This is a genomic window from Pseudolabrys sp. FHR47 (assembly GCF_005153485.1).
Lineage (GTDB): Bacteria > Pseudomonadota > Alphaproteobacteria > Rhizobiales > Xanthobacteraceae > Pseudolabrys.
The window spans coordinates 924,235-940,467 of the sequence record NZ_CP039740.1 but is presented as its reverse complement, the minus strand read 5'-3'; the positions used below and the strand labels follow the sequence as shown (position 1 = coordinate 940,467).

The window sequence follows — 16,233 nt, the reverse complement described above, 5'->3', positions numbered from 1 at the left end:
TTCTCACCGACGCCAAGGGTCCCGGAGCGACTCGTAGCGCGGCCCCCGCGTCGCCATGCGATATGGCCGCGGGTCCGGGACATAACGGCAATCGCAATCGGACTTCCACTGCCGCGTAACGACGCCCGGTTCGGAATCATAGACCACGATCATGTCGGAACCGCAGTTGCAGTCCGTAAACCCGCCGCCGATGGAAAAATCGGCGGCCTGGGAGACGCAGGTCGAGCCCAGGACAGCGGCGATGATGATGGTGGCGCGTGCGAACATGCCGCGATGGTAGCGGCGCAAGGCAAACAAGGGGTTAAGCGGGTTTGGAGCGGGCGAAGGGAATCGAACCCTCGTATGCAGCTTGGGAAGCTGCCGTTCTACCATTGAACTACGCCCGCGTCGGGCGGGACCATAGCGAAAGAAGTGGCCCGGCGGAAGCACCGATGACGAGGCCGGCCAGATGGCTATAGCGAAATCCCCGGATCAAGAATCGGTGCCATCAGCGCAATATGCTGGTCGATCGCGTCCAGAACCGGCACCGGCACGACGTCACGCTCCGGTAGCGTGCGCCAACGCTCCATGACCGTAGCGACGGTTTTTGTGACGGCGTTCTCGACGGCGCCCACCGGCAGTCGCGCCCGATGCGCTAGGTTGCGCCACCGGTCGCGCGTGAGAGAACGAAACGATTTCGTACCGCCGAGGGACAGCGCCATATTGTCATCGGGCAGATAAGCGACGGTCGACAGCATGTCGTAAACCGGCGCGAACGCCGGCTTCGTGCCGTCGTCGGGATAGATCAGCGACCAGTTCTTGAGATGCATGTCGCCGTTGCCGGTCAGCGCCGAGAAGGCAAGGCGGCGGACGAAGTCGATCGACGCATCCTGCGACACCGCGATGTTCAGGACCTCGGCGATGTTGTGATAGCCCGCGCCATCGTATTTTCTGGACGGCGGCAGGCCGAAGACCTGCGCGAAGTCTTCGGTGTGGACGCGGCCCGCCGGCGTTCGGTCGAAGCGGCGGAGCAGCAGAACTCGACCGGTCGCCAGCGTGTTGAATTCCTTTGGGATGCCGTCGAACGCTTCCTTGTCGACGAGTTCATTCTCTGGCACGTCCATCCCGACAGCCTTCGCCAATGCCAGCATCGCGAATTCGTTCTCGGACAGGCCGATTTGATTGAGCGAAGGGAATTTGGCGATGAAATCTCCATCGGCGTTGCCGACTGGCAGCGTGATGCCGCCCTCCTTGCCGGTATTCTTCATCACCGACAATTTCATCTGGACGCCGGCCAGCGAGAACCGCGCCTTGCTCTTGAGCGCCGCAGGTACGAGCGGCGCCGATTGGCCGTCCTTCGGCATCGCGCGCACAGCACCGGGTAGATCGGCGCCGAGCGCGGCCAGCAAATCGAAATCATTGCCCCGCCGCACCGTGCCGGCATGATGCTTCTCCATGGCCTCCCTGAGCTTGTCTTCGGGCAGCAGGTTGGAGAAGAACGGCGGCAGCACGCCCTGTTGCGGCTTGGGATCGTTGCGCAGCCCGCCATTGGCGGCCCTGAACGACAGGCTGAGGATCGGCGGCGTCGCCAGCGCGCGATAGCCAGCTGCGAAGCTGAAGGCGTTGTAGTCGCCGGGCGTGCGCACCATTGTGCCGACAGACAGCCCGTTGAGCGTGATGTCGAGCGTGTTGACGTCTTCGAGCGGGGAGCGAGAGCTCATCGTTGTGCTTCCCCTTCCTCGTCGTCATCGCTCCGATCGGGGACGAAAGCGGGCCGGTCCTGATCGTCCGCTGGACGGAGCATCGCCTGTACGGCCGGCAGCATCGGCTTGGGAATGAGCATGAGTTCGAGATCGAGTGCGCGCGCGATATTGATCAGCGTTGTCGCCCGCGCCGCGGCTTCGCCCGCCTCGATCGTGCGATAGCGCAGCCTGCTCAGGCCTGCCCGGGTAGCAACCTGCTCCTGCGTCATCCCGGCGCGCTCACGGGCCTGCCGTAGCAGCCGTCCGAGGTCTCGCAACAAGTTCAAATCCTGGCGCATGGCACGTTTTCGTATCTTAAATTCGATAAAGATACGTAAAGGTATCTTTTCGGAAAGTCAAAAGATACGTTTTCGTATCAAAATGCCAAATATGATACGTTTGGGTGTCTTCCGAAGACACCCCGCGGTACGGCCTCTGCCGAGGCCCTCCAACAGGGCCTCAAACCTTGAAATGCTTACTGAGCTTCAGGCTCTGCGCCTGGTAGTTCGAGCCGATGCCCTGCCCGTACAGGCTCTTCGGCATGCCGAGCATCTTCTCGTAGACCAGCCGGCCGACGATCTGGCCGTGCTCGAGGATGAACGGCACTTCGCGCGAGCGCACTTCCAGCACCGCGCGCGATCCCTTCCCGCCGGCGCCGGCGTATCCGAAACCGGGATCGAAGAAGCCGGCATAGTGCACGCGAAATTCGCCGACCAGCGGATCGAACGGCACCATCTCGGCGGCAAAGCCGGGCGGCACCTGCACCGCCTCCTTGGAGGCGAGAATGTAGAACTCGTCCGGATCGAGGATGAGGCGCTGGTCCGGCCGCGCGTCGATCGGCTCCCAGAAATCGGCGACGTTGTAACCGGCACGGCGTTCGACATCGATGACCGCGGTGTGGCGTTTGGCGCGATAGCCGACAATGCCCGACCTGCCCTCGCCGGCGATGGTGCCGGAGAGATCGACGCTCACCGCGATGCCGTCGGACAAATCCGCGTCGTCGCTGTCGACAAGGCGCTGCTCCTTGTGCAGCGCCTTCAAGGCTTCGGCATCGAGCTGCGCGTGGCCGTGGCGGAAGCGGATCTGCGACAGGCGCGCGCCTTCGCGCACCAGCACCGGAAACGTGCGCGGTGAAATCTCGGCATAGAGCGGACCGATGTAGCCGGCTTCGATGCGGTCGAAGCCGCGCATCTCGTCGGCGATGACGCGGGTAAACACGTCGAGTCGGCCGGTCGAGCTTTTCGGATTGGCGGCGGCGGCAACGTCGGCCGGCAGCGCCAGGCTTTCGAGCAGCGGCACAATATAAACGCAACCGGTCTCCAGCACCGCGCCGTCTTTCAGCGAGAACTGATGCAGCGTCAGTTCCTGGATGCGTTGCGAAACCTTGGCCGTGCCCGGCAGAAACGAGGCGCGCACGCGATAAGCGACGGTGCCGAGACGCAGATCGAGGCTCGCCGGCTGAATCTGGTCGGGCGCGAAATCCTTCTCGCGCCGGATCGCGCCGTCGGCGGCGAGTTGCTCGATCATAGTATCGGGCAGAATGCCCTTGGCATCTTTGGCGAAAGTCAGCGGCACGCCCAACCTCTCTGGTGGGTGCCGATCTAACCCAACCGGCCGCTTGACGGGAAGCCGCGCGGGCCGCTAAAAAGGCCCTTATCCCGTGGTCATTTGAGCCGGCCGGCTTGCAGCCACGTAAAACAAATCGCTAAAAGGCCGTGGACATGCTGCCCCTGGGTTTCAACCAACCCTCAGGACATATGTGGCCCGGCCGAGGTAACCCCTCCGGCCGGTTTTTTATTGGCCGAGCGCGCCCCGCGCCCGGCCGAAGGAGCCCACGATGTCGGCGTCGAACGATCCCAAGAGCTACCGCCCCGAAACCCGGCTGGTGCATGCCGGCACCTTGCGCTCGCAGTACAACGAGATGTCGGAGGCGATCTACCTGACGCAGGGCTATCGCTACGAAAGCGCGGAGGATTGCGAGGCACGCTTTTCCGGCAAAATCCCGGGCTATGTCTATTCGCGCTACTCGAACCCAACCATGGACATGTTCGAGAAGCGCATGGCCGCACTCGAAGGCGCCGAGGCCGCGCGCGCCACCGTGACCGGCATGGCCGCGGTGACCAATGCGCTGATGGGCCTTGTCCGCGCCGGCGATCATATCGTCGCCGCCAAGGCTTTGTTCGGCTCGTGTCGCTGGGTGATCGAGGAGTGGCTGGCGCGCTTCGGCGTCACCTTCACGCTGGTAGACGGCAAGGATCTCGACGCCTGGCGCAAGGCGGTGCGCAAGGAGACCAAGGTTCTATTCATGGAGACGCCGACCAATCCGACGCTCGAAGTCTATGACATTGCGGCGGTGGCGGAAATCGCGCATGGCGTTGGCGCCAAGCTGGTGGTCGACAACGTATTCGCAACGCCGCTCTATCAGAGCCCGCTTCAGTTGGGCGCCGACGTGGTCGTTTATTCCGCAACCAAGCACATCGACGGTCAGGGCCGCGTGCTCGGCGGTGTCATTCTCGCCAGCGAAAAGATCATCGCCGACCATTATCACAACCTGCTGCGCCAGACCGGCCCGACCTTGCCGCCGTTCAACGCCTGGGTGCTGCTGAAGGGCCTCGAGACGCTCGCCGTGCGCGTCGAGCGTCAGACCAAGACCGCGGCCACGATCGCCGACCGGCTTGCCGGCCACGACAAACTCACGCGGATGATCTACCCCGGCCGCGCCGATCACCCGCAAGCAGATATCGTGAAGAAACAGATGAAGGCCGGATCGACGTTGATCGCCTTCGAGATCAAGGGCGGCAAGGAAGGCGCGTTCCGCTTCCTCAATGCGCTCAAGCTGATCCTGATCACCAACAATCTCGGCGACGCCAAGAGCCTGATCACGCATCCGACGACGACAACGCATCAGCGCCTGACGCCGGAACAGCGCGCCGAACTGGGCATCGGCGACGGACTGGTGCGGCTGTCATGCGGGCTCGAACACCCGGACGATATCGCCGAGGATCTGCTGGCGGCGCTCGAAAAGGTCTAACGGGTTAGCGCGATCCGCCGCGCTATCTTGCGACCGCCTTGGCCGCCACGATCGGACGCTTCACCGTCTCGGCGATTGCGACGCCGAGATTGTGCGCCATGCAGCCATAGCCCCAGTCGTTCATGTGCAGACCGTCGGCGACGACGAAGGCGTCGAACGGAATGCGCTCGACCTCGCTCCAGTGCTTCATCACCGCGAAGCGGCGGAACAGGCCGACGTTTTCATCGCGCGAAATCTCGGCGATGAAGTCGACCATTTGCGGCGCGTGCGGCTTGGCAATGACCTTCGGCGCATATTGCGGATCGATCAGGATGGTGTCGGCGCCGCTTGCACGGATCTTGAACAGACCCATGCGAATGGAGGCGCCGCGGTCGCTCATCTGATGATCGCGGATCAGCGAGTTGGTGCCGAGTTGCCACAGCACGAGGTCGGGCTTGTTGGCGATCACATCCGTATCGAAGCGACGCAGCATGTCCGCCACTTCCTCACCGTTGACTCCCTGATTGATGACATTGAAGCGGGCCTTCGGAAACTGCTGCTGCAGCTCGGCCGCCAGCCGGTTGGGGTAGTTCATGGCCGGCGACGTCGCGCCGGCGCCCGCGGTCGACGACGAGCCGATGGCGACGATGGTCACCGTCTGGCCGGCATCGATGCGGCGCGCGACCTGGGCCAGCGACCCGCCAAGACCCATCAGATTCTGCTGGGCCCGGCACGGCGGACTGGAGGCACTGGCGGGCGCCGCGATTACAAACATCAAGAGCGCCGCGACAAGCGATGCCATCGCCCGGCCGGCGAGAGTGAGAAGCGTCACGGTATGGATCCCAGAGCCAAGTATTTGTTCGCCGAGTATCTAAAGTCGTGCGGTATCTATTTGCTCTTCTCGATGGCTGCCGGATCTGGCTTCGCCGCCTCGACGATGAGGTCGGCCAGCAGTCGGCCAAGACAGTCATGCACGAGGCCAGCCATATCAAGTTTTTTGGTGGTCGAATAGAGGTCGAAGGTGCCGCGCTCGTACCATGCCTTCATCAGGTTGAACCGGTCGAAAACCGGAACCTCCTGTTGCACCGCGACCCAGCGCATGTTTTCGACGTAGGTCCCGAGCGCGATGACATATTCGGTACGCGGGCTGTATTGCGGATTGATGAAGATGACATCGGCGCCAGCGGCCCGCGCCAGCCGCACCCCCTTATCGAGGGCCTGGCTGAACTGCTCCGGATCGACCGCCTGGATCGCGTCCACCGTCGCCGTCTGCCACAGCACAAGGTTCGGCTTTGCAGCCGCCAGAGCAGGCGGGAAGGCTTTGACCATGGTGTCCGCCGTCCTTCGCTGCGCCACGTCCGAAGCGACCGTCACCGCCACGCCAGGCAGCATACGATTGAGCGCCGCCTGCAACCGCGCGGGATAGGCATTCTGTGCCGAGCCGCCCAGTTGCGAAGAGCCGGTACCGATGACAAGGATCGACAGGTTCTTGTTGGCGATCGCTTGTTTGACGTGCTCGAGCGGAAAAGCGATGTCGGACGACACGCCGTCAACCCGGCAATCGGCTGGGTGGCCCGCGAAAGCGGGGGCGCTGGCACCAAGTGCCATCACCGCAAGGCACAGCCCGATGAGCCATTTAAGCATCGGCACGGACCCTGCCCCGGTTTGCCGCCCGTTCATCACTCGCCCCCCGCGAAACCCGGCTTGGCAACCGGCGGCCGCGGCCCCTGTCTCTCGATCTTTTTGTACCATGAAATCAGCCAAGCGGCGCCAGCCATGATGGCGATTCCGACCAGGCTGACCAGGAACTGGACCGGGATCCGGTTGGAGACTTCGGTGAAAACAAAGTGCCCGGCGAAAGACAGGAACACGCCGAGGCAGAAGATGCCGAGCGAATGCTGGCCGCACAGGATCGCGGGGCGGAAAAAAGGCGACTTCAACGCCGGCCAGTCCCGCGGCACCAGACGGACGGTGACGACTGCCAGGGCCAGGAAATGCAGCACCCGCAGCACGTCCATGTCGGTCTTGTCGATCGGGTAGATGTTGTCGCTGATGATCCGCGGCACATAGACGCCGAGCGCCGGGAAGTACCAGGTCATCGCGATGGCGAAGGCGAACACCAGATAAGCGATGGCGAGCGCCAGCGTGATCGGCGAACCGATGGTGCGCGACAACCGCGCCGCGCCGCCGAGTGCGCACCAGGCGCCGAAAATGAACAGGAACTGCCAGGCGAATGGATTGAACACCCACTCGCCTTGCGGCCAGGCCGGCAGATTCCAGTTCAGCACATAGGCCACCGCATAAATCGCCCCGGACGCGAGCAGCGCCAGATTCGCCGAGCGCATCAGCAGCCACAGGAACGGCGGAAAGCCCACCAGGAGCACGATGTAGAGCGGCAGGACATCCATGTTCACAGGTTTGAATTTCAGGAGCAGCGCCTGGATGATCGTGACGTCCGGATTTTTCAGAAAATTCAGCACGCCCATTTCTTCGGTGAAGAGCGGGTTCTCGAAGGACTGGGCGATCCAGGAAATCTCGGCGAGGTAGATGGCGAACAGGAAGATGTGCGCCACATAGATCTGCCAGGCGCGCTTGATCACGCGCGCACCGGCCACGATGAAACCGCTGGCCTGCATCGCCCGGCCGTAGACGAAGGCGACGGTATAGCCGGAGATGAAGACGAAGATTTCGGTCGCATCCGAGAAACCATAGTTGCGGATCGTGACCCAGCTCACAGCATTGGACGGAATGTGGTCGAGAAAGATGAGCCATAGCGCGAGCCCACGGAACAGGTCGAGGCGCAGGTCTCGTTCACTCGGGATCGGGGCCATAGGCCGCTTTTCTTTCGTCGGTTGCTTCGGCCATAATCGCCGCGAGTCGTGCGACCTGCCACTACAATCGTCGGTTCCAATTAAGGCATATAGATGTACCGCGCCGTAACCCGCAAGATCGAGGTGACCGTGAAGCCCCGCTTCCTTGCGGACAGGTCGTCGCCGGCCAGCGGCTATTTTTTCTGGGCCTATACGATCGACATCGTCAACGGCGGCGACGAAACGGTCCAGCTCAAGACCCGGCACTGGAAGATCACCGATGCGCACGGACGGCTGCAGGAGGTGAAGGGCACCGGCGTGGTCGGCGAAGAACCGGTGCTGCGGCCGGGCGAGTCTTATGAGTATACCAGTGGCGTGCCGCTGCCGACCCCGTCCGGTTTCATGGAAGGGTCATACGGCATGATCACCGAGGATGGCCGTCCCTTCGATATCGATATCCCGCCGTTTTCGCTCGACGCGCCGCAGGGCGGCAAACGCACATTGAACTAGTTCGGGAAGCAGCCGGTAAATCGGCCAAGCGCCTGACGCGGTACCACGGCGAGCACGGCGCCGCCCGACGCAAAACGCTGCAGGCGTTCGACTTCGGGTTCCGGCAGCGACACGCAGCCGGACGTGCCCGGTACGCCCGGCTTGCGCACATGGATGAAGATGCAGGAGCCGGCCTTGGCCGCGCGGTCGGTTGGATAGTCGACCACCAGACCGCGCCGATATTCCGGTATGCGCCACATGTTCTCGCCGCTGACTTTCCAGCCGACCTCGGCCCGCGAAGTGATGGTGTTGTAGGTAGGCGAAGACGGATCGTCGACGCAAGTCATGCCGTCGGTGATACGCATATAACCACGCAGGCGCGACAGTCCGAAACCAAAGCTGCGGCCGAGTGGATAGATGCCGGCCGGGACGCGCTTGTCGCCATCGACTTTCACCGGCTCGCCAGGCACCGCATAAGACCGGAAAGCATGGGACCACGCGGTGCCGCCGCGGCCAATCGTTGCCGTAATCGGCCCGCCGTCGACGCGCCAAGGCGCGTTCATCGCACTGCGCGTATACCGCTGCATCGTCGCCATCGTGCTTGTCATCGTGTCGGGGGTGACCAGCACCAGTTTGCGCGCACTGGCCAAAGGCGCCGGGCAACTTTGTCCCAGCGCCGGCGATGCCACGAGCAGCAATGTCACTATTGGCAAGATGGACCGCATCGCGACCCGGCTCCTTGTTTGAAAGGAGTCGGGCCGCGTTATCGTCTCAGGCGCAAGGTTAATGCGGACGCAGAGTTAATTTGACTTCGCGCCGACGTCTTCCGGCTGGAACACGTATGTCGATGAGCAGAATTCGCAGGTCACGGAAATCCGGCCGTCCTCGACCATGTGATCGCGGTCGTCCTGCGAGAAGCTCTTGAGCATGGCCTCCACGGCGTCGCGCGAGCACGAGCATTGCGCCTTGACCTCCTGCGCGTTGAACACGCGCACGCCTGGCTCATGAAACAGCCGGTAGGCCAGACGCTCACTCGACAGCTCCGGATCGATCAGTTCGATATCCTCGACGGTCTCGAGCAGGGCCCGGCCTTGCACCCAGGCGTCATCTTCGATCACCGGCGCAACCTCAAGCCCATCCGGCGCATCGCCCGGATGCAGATCAGTCTGGGCCCGCTCCTGAGATTTCGGCAGAAACTGCAACATCACGCCGCCGGCACGCCAGCGATGGCTGCCGACGCCGGTGCCGGGCATGATCTCTTCCGCCACCGCGAGACGCACCCGCGTCGGGATTTGCTCCGAGCGCAGGAAGTATTCATGCGCGGCGTCTTCGAGCGAAACGCCGTCGAGTGCGACGAGACCCTGATAGCGCTGGGTATTCTCGCCCTGATCGATCGTCATGGCGAGATGGCCCTTGCCGAGCAGATTGCCGGACGTGGCTTCGCCCGCCGCGACCAGCGCCTCAACGCCCGGCGCGCCGTAGCGGGCGCAGGCGCGGACGTGGCCGGGGGTGGTGTAATCGACGACCAGCAGGCCGACCGGACCGTCGGTCTGGGTTTGCAGGATGAACCGGCCCTTCATCTTCAGCGAGGAACCGAGCATCACCGTCAGCACGATGGCCTCGCCCAGGAGCTTGGCAACCGGCAGCGGATAAGCGTGCTTGGACAGGATTTCGTCGACCATCGGCCCGAGCCGGACCAGCCGGCCGCGCAGGTCGAGGCTCGCCACCTCGAACGGCGTCACCGCGTCGTCGATCGAGACGGCGGACGGGGCACGTTCGGGAAGGGAGATGTCGGGGGAATTCGCCATGGAATCCAAATTGGTTTCGGTCATGCGGGGTTATGTAGCGAGCGAATGCGAAAATGCGAGGCCGCGGTTCCTTCACCTCTCCCATTGGGAGAGGTCGACGCGCGAAGCGCGTCGGGTGAGGGGTTACGGCCTGACGATAGTCACTTGCCCCCTCACCCCAACCCTCTCCCCCAAGGGGAGAGGGAGCAGGCTTGTGAATGCCGCGCCCTCTACGCGTTCTCGGCGTGCAGGCACCAGGCGAGCAGACCCTTCTGCGCATGCAGACGGTTCTCCGCTTCGTCGAAGACCACCGACTGCGGCCCGTCCATCACCTCGTCGGTGACTTCCTCGCCGCGATGTGCCGGCAGGCAGTGCATGAACAGCGCGTCGGGCTTGGCCTTGGCCATCAGCGCGGCGTTGACCTGGTAACGCTTGAGAATGTTGTGACGGTGCGTGGCTTCGCGATCGCCCATCGACACCCAGGTGTCGGTGAAGACGGCGTCGGCATCCTTGACCGCCACTTCCGGATCGTCGCCGATCGTAATGTTGGCACCCGAGGCCTTCACCCAGTCGACCAGCCATTTCTTCGGCTTGAGTTCCGGCGGGCAGGCCACGCGCAGTTCGAAATCGAAGCGCTCGGCGGCGTGCATCAGCGAAGCGCAGACATTGTTGGCATCGCCGGTCCAGGCAATGGTGCGGCCCGTGATCGGCCCGCGATGCTCCTCGAAGGTCATGACGTCCGCCAGCACCTGACAGGGATGCGAACGGCGCGTCAGGCCGTTGATCACTGGCACGGTGGCGTTGGCCGCGATTTCGGCGACTTCGTCATGGCTCAGCGTGCGGATCATGATGGCATCGACGAAGCGCGACAGGACGCGCGCGGTGTCGGCCAAAGTCTCGCCGCGACCGAGCTGCATTTCCTGCGCGGTGAGCATGATCGCCTCGCCGCCAAGCTGGCGCATGCCGACATCGAACGACACGCGCGTGCGCGTCGACGGCTTGTCGAAGATCATCGCCAGAGTCTTGCCTTCGAGCGGCTTTGGCCCCTGCCCACGCTTCTGCGCGGCCTTCATCGCGCGGCTATGCGTGATCATCTCCTTCAGCGTCGGCTTCGGGATGTCGGTGAGATCGAGGAAGTGCCTCACCTGATTGTTAGTCTTGCTCATGCCGCCGCTCCCGGCTTTCCGGCCTGCCGCGGATGCGCTTGCGCCAGCTTCGCGCAGGCACGCTCGATACGGTTCACCGCTTCGCCAATCTCGTCGTCGCTGATGATGAGCGGCGGGAGAAGGCGCACAACATTGTCGCCGGCCGCGACCGTGATCATCTGTTCATTGCGCAATTCGTCGACCATTTCGCCGACCGGCGGCACCATGCGCAGGCCGACGAGCAGGCCTTCGCCACGCACTTCGGCGACGACGGAGGAATATCGGTCCTTGATCTCGGCGAGGCGCTGTTTCAGCAGCAGGCCCTTGCGTTTGACCTCGTCGAGAAACGCCTTGTCGGCGACGATGTCGAGCACGGCATTGCCGGCCGCCATGGCGAGCTGATTGCCGCCGAAAGTCGAACCGTGCGAGCCGGCGGTCATGCCCTTAGCCGCTTCCGCGGTTGCAAGGCAGGCGCCGATCGGGAAGCCGCCGCCGAGCGCCTTGGCCAGACCCATGATGTCGGGGGTGACGCCGGTGTGCTGATAGGCGAACAGGTCGCCGGTGCGGCCGATGCCAGTCTGTACCTCGTCGAAGATCAGCAGCAGGCCATTGTCGTCGCACAATTTGCGAAGCGCGCGCAAAAACTCATGGGGAACGACGCGCACGCCGCCCTCGCCCATCACCGGCTCGGTAATGATGGCCGCGGTTTCCGGGGTGATCGCCTTCTTGACGACCTCGATGTCGCCGAACGGAAGCTGGTCGAAGCCCGGCATGTTGGGGCCGAAACCTTCGAGGTATTTCTTGTTGCCCGTGGCGGCGAGCGCGGCGAGCGTGCGGCCGTGGAAGGCGCCCTCGAAGGTGATGATGCGGTTACGTTCCGGCTTGCCGGACGCGTACTGATATTTCCGCGCCATCTTGATGCAGCATTCCATCGCCTCGGTGCCGGAGTTCTGGAAGAACACGAAATCGGCGAAGCTGTTGTCGCACAGCCGCTCGGCGAGCTTTTCGCCCTCCGGAATGCGGTAGAGGTTCGAGGTATGCCACAGCTTGGTGGCCTGCTCGGTCAGCTTGGCGACCATATGCGGGTGCGCATGGCCGAGCGCGTTGACGGCGACGCCGGAGGTGAAGTCCAGATAGCGGCGGCCGTCGGTCGCCGTCAGCCAGACACCATCGCCCCGCTCGAAAGCGAGGTCGACACGGGCATAGGTCGGCAACAGATGCGAGCTCACGGCCAGTCTCTTTCCAAAGTTCGAAATCCAACGCCTTTCGGGCGCAATACAGAAACAGCAACACGCCCCGGCGACAAAACCGAGGACGTTCGATGTTTATCGCCGATGACTAATCCCGGCCTCCGGGTGCGAGAGAACCCGGCCCCTGGACTGAGCGCTTTACCGGCAGGCGGCGCCCGAAACGAAATGTGCCGCCTCGCCGGGCGGCACTTTCAATATTTTAGGCCGCCCCGGCTCCAAGTCAAACGAAACGGCCGGCCCCGATTCGCGACTCAAAATCACCGCAGTTGCGGATTCTAAAGGAAAACCTGTGGGAGGCGGGCTTTGTCGGGAGGCAAATGCTTGCGGCCGAGTCAACCCATAGTGTAGCTTTTCAATCAAGCGATACGACATATCGTGCGTATCGCCGCCGAAATCTGGTTCATCCCTGAAGCGTACACGTTCAGGCGCGGAAAAGCCGTGCCGGACGATGGGGGTGGATTCTGTCCAAGGGCCTGGATCGCCGAGGGAAATGCCCCATGAGCTGGACCGATGAGCGGGTCGAACTCCTGAAAAAGCTCTGGTCCGACGGTCTGTCGGCCAGCCAGATTGCCGCCGAGCTTGGCGGCATCACAAGAAACGCCGTGATCGGCAAGGTTCACCGCCTCGGCCTGTCCGGGCGGGCCAAGAGCCCGTCCTCGAGCACGCCGCGCCCGCGCAAGGCTCGCTCGTCCGGCCACATGATCCGGGTGCAACGGCCGCAGGTGCGCGGCAATACCGCGCTGGCCTACGACTACGAGGTCGAGCCCGAGCCCGAGCTTCTGGAAATCCCGCTCGAGCAGCGCAAGACCCTGCTGCAGCTCAACGAGAAGACCTGCCGCTGGCCCGTGGGCGATCCGTCAGGTCCGGATTTCTTCTTCTGCGGCGGTGAAGCCGCCGAAGACCAGCCTTATTGCAGCTTCCACTGCCGCGTCGCCTTCCAGCCGGCCAATGATCGCCGCCGCCACAAGCCGGCATTCAGAGGCTGACTGCAAAGACGATACTGGATTGATGAAAGCCGGAGCGACGCTCCGGCTTTTTTTGCTTATCCCTTCCCCGCCTTCGGGGAGGGATCAGAAAGCGCGTGTGACGTGCCGCGCCTTTCCGATTCAATTTTCAAACAGCAGACGTGCCTGATCGCCCCTGTTCTTTGAAGGCCCGGGGCGGCCTGCCTTCCCCTTCGGCCCTCCGGCCAAGCCGGAGGGATGGAGCGCCGCGAGACGCTCTTTGATTTCGCACCTTGCGGTGCGCGGTTCTCCATAACGCGGAGAACCTGCGCCCCGCGGCGCTCCATCGCGGTGTCTTACGGCACACGGGCCGCGCTTCTGGCGGCTGATCTGCCTTTCAGCAGGTAGCGCTCACCATCAGCAAGCTCCTTGCGGCCGGTCTTATTGCCGGCGGGCGGAGCCCCGTCGCCGCCCGAGCGCCTGGCGTGCGTTTCGCCAGACCCGCGGGCACCGCGCCCTGCTCCCACTGAAACGACGCCTCATGACAGCGCCCCCGGCCGGAACAGGACAGGAGTGCTTATAGTCCTTCTAGGAATAATAGTCAAGGACTATTTTCTAGCAAGCCCGGAGCCCGGAACGACAAATCCCGTCGTCCTCCGCGCAAGCGGAGGACCCAGCGCTTTTCAAGGCTGACCAAGAGCTAGATCGCCCGCCTGCGCGGGCGATGACGCCGAGGAAGCCGTTTCGCCGAGCCCCGGAATGACCGAGCGGGAAGCGCCCTGGACTATTGGAGCGACTAACTCGCCACTCGTCCGAACCGATCGTCGAGCGCGTAGCCGGCGCCGCGCACGGTACGGATCGGGTCGGCCTGCTGGCCGCGGTTGATAGCCTTGCGCAAGCGGCCGACATGAACGTCGACGGTGCGCTCGTCGATATAGATGTCCGAACCCCAGACGCCATCGAGCAACTGCTCGCGCGAGAACACGCGGCCGGGACGCTCCATCAGGAACTCCAGCAGGCGGTATTCGGTGGGGCCGAGATCGATCGGCTTGCCGCTGCGCGATACCCGCTTCTTCTCGCGGTCGAGTTCGATATCGCCGATATTAAGCACGGTGGCGACGCGGTCGGGATGAGCGCGGCGGAGCAGCGCGCGCACGCGGGCGAGCAATTCCGGCACCGAGAACGGCTTGACGATGTAATCGTCGGCGCCGGTGGCGAGGCCGCGGATTTTCTCGCTCTCCTCGCCGCGCGCGGTCAGCATGATGATCGGCAGGTTCTGCGTCTCCGGCCGCGCCCGCAGCCGGCGGCATAGTTCGATGCCGGACAGGCCGGGCAGCATCCAGTCCAGCACCACGAGGTCCGGCACGCGCTCTTTCAGCTTGGTGTCGGCGTCGTCGCCGCGGGCCGCGGTCTCGACCTCGTAGCCTTCCTTCTCGAGATTGTAGACGAGGAGCATCGTGAGAGGCTCTTCATCTTCGACGATCAGGATTCGCGCGCTCATAAGTCAGTAGCTCGTCAAGCGGGAGTGCCGGCCAGGGCCGAAATCTCGGTGTCGCCTTTGGGCCGGCGCTCGGTGATCGGGGTGCCTTCGATGATGAAGTGCACGGTTTCGGCGATATTGGTGGCGTGGTCGCCCATGCGCTCGATGTTCTTGGCACAGAACATCAGATGGATGCAGAAGGTGATGTTGCGCGGGTCTTCCATCATGTAGGTCAGCAGTTCGCGGAACACCGAAGTGCAGACCGCGTCGATTTCCTCGTCGCCGCGCCACACCGCCATCGCCTTGCTATCGTCGCGGCGAGCGTAAGCATCGAGCACCGCCTTGAGCTGCTCAAGCACGAGGTCGGTCATGTGCTCGACGCCGCGGATCAGCTTCGGCGGCGGGAATTCGGCGTTGAGGGCGATAACGCGCTTGGCGATGTTCTTGGCGAGATCGCCGACGCGCTCGAGATCGTTGGCGAGCCGCAGCGCGCCGACGATTTCGCGCAGGTCCACAGCCATCGGCTGGCGGCGCGCGATGGTGAGCACCGACTTTTCCTCGATCTCACGCTGCAGGACGTCGATGGCGTTATCGGACGCGGTCACGCGCTGCGCCATGTTGGTATCGCGCTTGGCCAGCGCATCGACCGCGTCGGCGACCTGCTTCTCGGCCAGGCCGCCCATCTCGGCGACCATCCGGGACAACTCCTGGAGGTCGATGTCGAAGGCCTTGGCGGTGTGCTGCTCGTTCATGATCCTGATCCTTCATTCCCTTCCGGGCGCCGGCCTAGCCGAAGCGGCCGGTGATGTAGTCCTGGGTGCGGCGGTCGTTCGGCGCGGTAAAGATCTTGGTGGTCTCACCGTATTCCACGAGCTCGCCGAGATACATGAAGGCGGTGAAGTCGGAGACGCGCGCCGCCTGCTGCATGTTATGGGTGACGATGGCGATGGTGTAGTCTTCCTTGAGTTCGTCGATCAGCTCTTCGATCTTGGCGGTCGAGATCGGATCGAGCGCCGAGCACGGCTCGTCGAACAGGATGACTTCCGGCCGCACCGCCACGGTGCGAGCGATGCACAGGCGCTGCTGCTGGCCGCCCGAGAGCGACTGGCCGTTGGCGCCGAGCTTGTCCTTGACCTCGCCCCACAGCGCGGCGCGCTCCAGCGCGTGCTGCACGCGGCCGTCGAGTTCCGACTTCGGCAGCTTCTCGTAAAGACGGATGCCGAAGGCGATGTTCTCGTAGATCGTCATTGGGAACGGCGTCGGCTTCTGGAACACCATGCCGACCTTGGCGCGCAGCATGTTCAGGTCCTGCGACGGCGACAGGATGTTCTCGTTGTCGAGCTGAACCGTGCCGGTGGCGCGCTGGTTCGGGTAGAGATCGTACATCCGGTTGAGGATGCGAAGCAGGGTCGACTTGCCGCAGCCCGACGGGCCGATGAAGGCCGTGACCTTGCCGTGATAGAGCGACACGTTGATGGTCTTGAGGGCGCGGTGATCGCCGTAGAAGAAATCGAGATTCCGCACGCTGACCTTTTCGGTCAGGCCGTCGGCCGAGGTCACGGTGCTGGTGACGGTCGGGACAGTGAATGTGGCCATG

17 protein-coding genes, 1 tRNA gene and 1 riboswitch are annotated in these 16,233 nt (G+C 63.5%); of the genes, 3 read left to right on the top strand and 15 right to left on the bottom strand.

The features are described 5' to 3' along the window. Nucleotides 1–3 precede the first annotated feature (3 nt). The 5 genes from E8Q40_RS04680 to E8Q40_RS04660 form a co-directional block, all read right to left on the bottom strand. The gene (locus E8Q40_RS04680; protein WP_137043291.1) at nucleotides 4–267 is read right to left on the bottom strand and encodes a hypothetical protein; all 264 of its coding nucleotides are present in this window, start codon (nucleotides 265–267) and stop codon (nucleotides 4–6) included. Nucleotides 268–312: 45 nt separating this feature from the next. Then, a tRNA-Gly gene (locus tag E8Q40_RS04675) sits at nucleotides 313–386 on the bottom strand. Between the two features lie 66 nt (nucleotides 387–452). After that, complete coding sequence (locus E8Q40_RS04670; RefSeq protein ID WP_137043290.1) at nucleotides 453–1,700, bottom strand: type II toxin-antitoxin system HipA family toxin; 1,248 nt, start codon at nucleotides 1,698–1,700, stop codon at nucleotides 453–455. Next, nucleotides 1,697–2,020: a helix-turn-helix transcriptional regulator gene (locus tag E8Q40_RS04665; RefSeq protein WP_137043289.1), complete on the bottom strand. Its 324-nt coding sequence runs from the start codon at nucleotides 2,018–2,020 to the stop codon at nucleotides 1,697–1,699. The genes E8Q40_RS04670 and E8Q40_RS04665 overlap by 4 nt, the downstream gene beginning before the upstream one ends. A 160-nt stretch (nucleotides 2,021–2,180) precedes the next feature. Continuing rightward, on the bottom strand, nucleotides 2,181–3,248 hold the full coding sequence (locus E8Q40_RS04660; RefSeq protein ID WP_370455248.1) for a 2'-deoxycytidine 5'-triphosphate deaminase: 1,068 nt from the start codon (nucleotides 3,246–3,248) through the stop codon (nucleotides 2,181–2,183). Nucleotides 3,249–3,371: 123 nt separating this feature from the next. Next, nucleotides 3,372–3,450, top strand: a riboswitch (SAM riboswitch). Between the two features lie 108 nt (nucleotides 3,451–3,558). Here E8Q40_RS04660 and E8Q40_RS04655 point away from each other — a divergent pair. After that, nucleotides 3,559–4,752 (top strand): O-succinylhomoserine sulfhydrylase, encoded by a 1,194-nt coding sequence (locus E8Q40_RS04655; RefSeq protein ID WP_137043287.1) that lies wholly within the window; start codon nucleotides 3,559–3,561, stop codon nucleotides 4,750–4,752. A gap of 22 nt (nucleotides 4,753–4,774) precedes the next feature. Here E8Q40_RS04655 and E8Q40_RS04650 read toward each other — a convergent pair whose 3' ends face one another. The 3 genes from E8Q40_RS04650 to E8Q40_RS04640 are packed head-to-tail and all read right to left on the bottom strand — an operon-like array spanning nucleotide 4,775 to nucleotide 7,643. Continuing rightward, nucleotides 4,775–5,563, bottom strand: a complete 789-nt coding sequence (locus E8Q40_RS04650; protein ID WP_137043286.1) for an SGNH/GDSL hydrolase family protein — start codon at nucleotides 5,561–5,563, stop codon at nucleotides 4,775–4,777. A 56-nt stretch (nucleotides 5,564–5,619) separates the two neighbouring features. Continuing rightward, the gene (locus E8Q40_RS04645; RefSeq protein WP_370455247.1) at nucleotides 5,620–6,375 is read right to left on the bottom strand and encodes an SGNH/GDSL hydrolase family protein; all 756 of its coding nucleotides are present in this window, start codon (nucleotides 6,373–6,375) and stop codon (nucleotides 5,620–5,622) included. A 35-nt stretch (nucleotides 6,376–6,410) separates the two neighbouring features. Continuing rightward, the gene (locus tag E8Q40_RS04640; RefSeq protein ID WP_370455246.1) at nucleotides 6,411–7,643 is read right to left on the bottom strand and encodes an OpgC domain-containing protein; all 1,233 of its coding nucleotides are present in this window, start codon (nucleotides 7,641–7,643) and stop codon (nucleotides 6,411–6,413) included. Between the two features lie 12 nt (nucleotides 7,644–7,655). Here E8Q40_RS04640 and apaG point away from each other — a divergent pair, with 12 nt between their 5' ends. Continuing rightward, on the top strand, nucleotides 7,656–8,051 hold the full coding sequence (gene apaG, locus E8Q40_RS04635; protein ID WP_137043283.1) for a Co2+/Mg2+ efflux protein ApaG: 396 nt from the start codon (nucleotides 7,656–7,658) through the stop codon (nucleotides 8,049–8,051). Here apaG and E8Q40_RS04630 read toward each other — a convergent pair. The 4 genes from E8Q40_RS04630 to E8Q40_RS04615 all read right to left on the bottom strand — a co-directional run bounded on the left by E8Q40_RS04630 (nucleotide 8,048) and on the right by E8Q40_RS04615 (nucleotide 12,197). Next, the gene (locus E8Q40_RS04630; protein ID WP_137043282.1) at nucleotides 8,048–8,755 is read right to left on the bottom strand and encodes a hypothetical protein; all 708 of its coding nucleotides are present in this window, start codon (nucleotides 8,753–8,755) and stop codon (nucleotides 8,048–8,050) included. The genes apaG and E8Q40_RS04630 overlap by 4 nt on opposite strands. Before the next feature lie 75 nt (nucleotides 8,756–8,830). Further along, nucleotides 8,831–9,838 (bottom strand): Hsp33 family molecular chaperone, encoded by a 1,008-nt coding sequence (locus tag E8Q40_RS04625; RefSeq protein ID WP_137043281.1) that lies wholly within the window; start codon nucleotides 9,836–9,838, stop codon nucleotides 8,831–8,833. 209 nt (nucleotides 9,839–10,047) lie between these two features. Next, on the bottom strand, nucleotides 10,048–10,983 hold the full coding sequence (gene argF / locus E8Q40_RS04620; RefSeq protein ID WP_137043280.1) for an ornithine carbamoyltransferase: 936 nt from the start codon (nucleotides 10,981–10,983) through the stop codon (nucleotides 10,048–10,050). Further along, complete coding sequence (locus E8Q40_RS04615; RefSeq protein ID WP_137043279.1) at nucleotides 10,980–12,197, bottom strand: aspartate aminotransferase family protein; 1,218 nt, start codon at nucleotides 12,195–12,197, stop codon at nucleotides 10,980–10,982. Before E8Q40_RS04615 ends, argF begins: the two co-directional genes overlap by 4 nt. A 512-nt stretch (nucleotides 12,198–12,709) precedes the next feature. Here E8Q40_RS04615 and E8Q40_RS04610 point away from each other — a divergent pair. After that, on the top strand, nucleotides 12,710–13,198 hold the full coding sequence (locus tag E8Q40_RS04610) for a GcrA family cell cycle regulator (RefSeq protein ID WP_137043278.1): 489 nt from the start codon (nucleotides 12,710–12,712) through the stop codon (nucleotides 13,196–13,198). A 754-nt stretch (nucleotides 13,199–13,952) separates the two neighbouring features. Here E8Q40_RS04610 and phoB read toward each other — a convergent pair. The 3 genes from phoB to pstB are packed head-to-tail and all read right to left on the bottom strand — an operon-like array spanning nucleotide 13,953 to nucleotide 16,232. Continuing rightward, complete coding sequence (gene phoB, locus E8Q40_RS04605) at nucleotides 13,953–14,657, bottom strand: phosphate regulon transcriptional regulator PhoB (protein WP_137043277.1); 705 nt, start codon at nucleotides 14,655–14,657, stop codon at nucleotides 13,953–13,955. A 14-nt stretch (nucleotides 14,658–14,671) separates the two neighbouring features. Then, the gene (phoU, locus tag E8Q40_RS04600; RefSeq protein ID WP_137043276.1) at nucleotides 14,672–15,388 is read right to left on the bottom strand and encodes a phosphate signaling complex protein PhoU; all 717 of its coding nucleotides are present in this window, start codon (nucleotides 15,386–15,388) and stop codon (nucleotides 14,672–14,674) included. A gap of 34 nt (nucleotides 15,389–15,422) precedes the next feature. Further along, a complete protein-coding gene (pstB, locus tag E8Q40_RS04595) occupies nucleotides 15,423–16,232 on the bottom strand; it encodes a phosphate ABC transporter ATP-binding protein PstB (RefSeq protein ID WP_370455245.1) in 810 nt (269 codons plus the stop codon). Between the last annotated feature and the right edge of the window lies 1 nt (nucleotide 16,233).

What these genes read in the sequence shown, in the direction of transcription:
- E8Q40_RS04680 (WP_137043291.1), bottom strand. Translation starts at nt 267, where the DNA reads ATGTTCGCACGCGCCACCATCATCATCGCCGCTGTCCTGGGCTCGACC.
- E8Q40_RS04670 (WP_137043290.1), bottom strand. Translation starts at nt 1,700, where the DNA reads ATGAGCTCTCGCTCCCCGCTCGAAGACGTCAACACGCTCGACATCACG.
- E8Q40_RS04665 (WP_137043289.1), bottom strand. Translation starts at nt 2,020, where the DNA reads ATGCGCCAGGATTTGAACTTGTTGCGAGACCTCGGACGGCTGCTACGG.
- E8Q40_RS04660 (WP_370455248.1), bottom strand. Translation starts at nt 3,248, where the DNA reads ATGATCGAGCAACTCGCCGCCGACGGCGCGATCCGGCGCGAGAAGGAT.
- E8Q40_RS04655 (WP_137043287.1), top strand. Translation starts at nt 3,559, where the DNA reads ATGTCGGCGTCGAACGATCCCAAGAGCTACCGCCCCGAAACCCGGCTG.
- E8Q40_RS04645 (WP_370455247.1), bottom strand. Translation starts at nt 6,375, where the DNA reads ATGCTTAAATGGCTCATCGGGCTGTGCCTTGCGGTGATGGCACTTGGT.
- apaG (WP_137043283.1), top strand. Translation starts at nt 7,656, where the DNA reads ATGTACCGCGCCGTAACCCGCAAGATCGAGGTGACCGTGAAGCCCCGC.
- E8Q40_RS04630 (WP_137043282.1), bottom strand. Translation starts at nt 8,755, where the DNA reads ATGCGGTCCATCTTGCCAATAGTGACATTGCTGCTCGTGGCATCGCCG.
- E8Q40_RS04625 (WP_137043281.1), bottom strand. Translation starts at nt 9,838, where the DNA reads ATGGCGAATTCCCCCGACATCTCCCTTCCCGAACGTGCCCCGTCCGCC.
- argF (WP_137043280.1), bottom strand. Translation starts at nt 10,983, where the DNA reads ATGAGCAAGACTAACAATCAGGTGAGGCACTTCCTCGATCTCACCGAC.
- E8Q40_RS04610 (WP_137043278.1), top strand. Translation starts at nt 12,710, where the DNA reads ATGAGCTGGACCGATGAGCGGGTCGAACTCCTGAAAAAGCTCTGGTCC.
- phoB (WP_137043277.1), bottom strand. Translation starts at nt 14,657, where the DNA reads ATGAGCGCGCGAATCCTGATCGTCGAAGATGAAGAGCCTCTCACGATG.
- phoU (WP_137043276.1), bottom strand. Translation starts at nt 15,388, where the DNA reads ATGAACGAGCAGCACACCGCCAAGGCCTTCGACATCGACCTCCAGGAG.
- pstB (WP_370455245.1), bottom strand. Translation starts at nt 16,232, where the DNA reads ATGGCCACATTCACTGTCCCGACCGTCACCAGCACCGTGACCTCGGCC.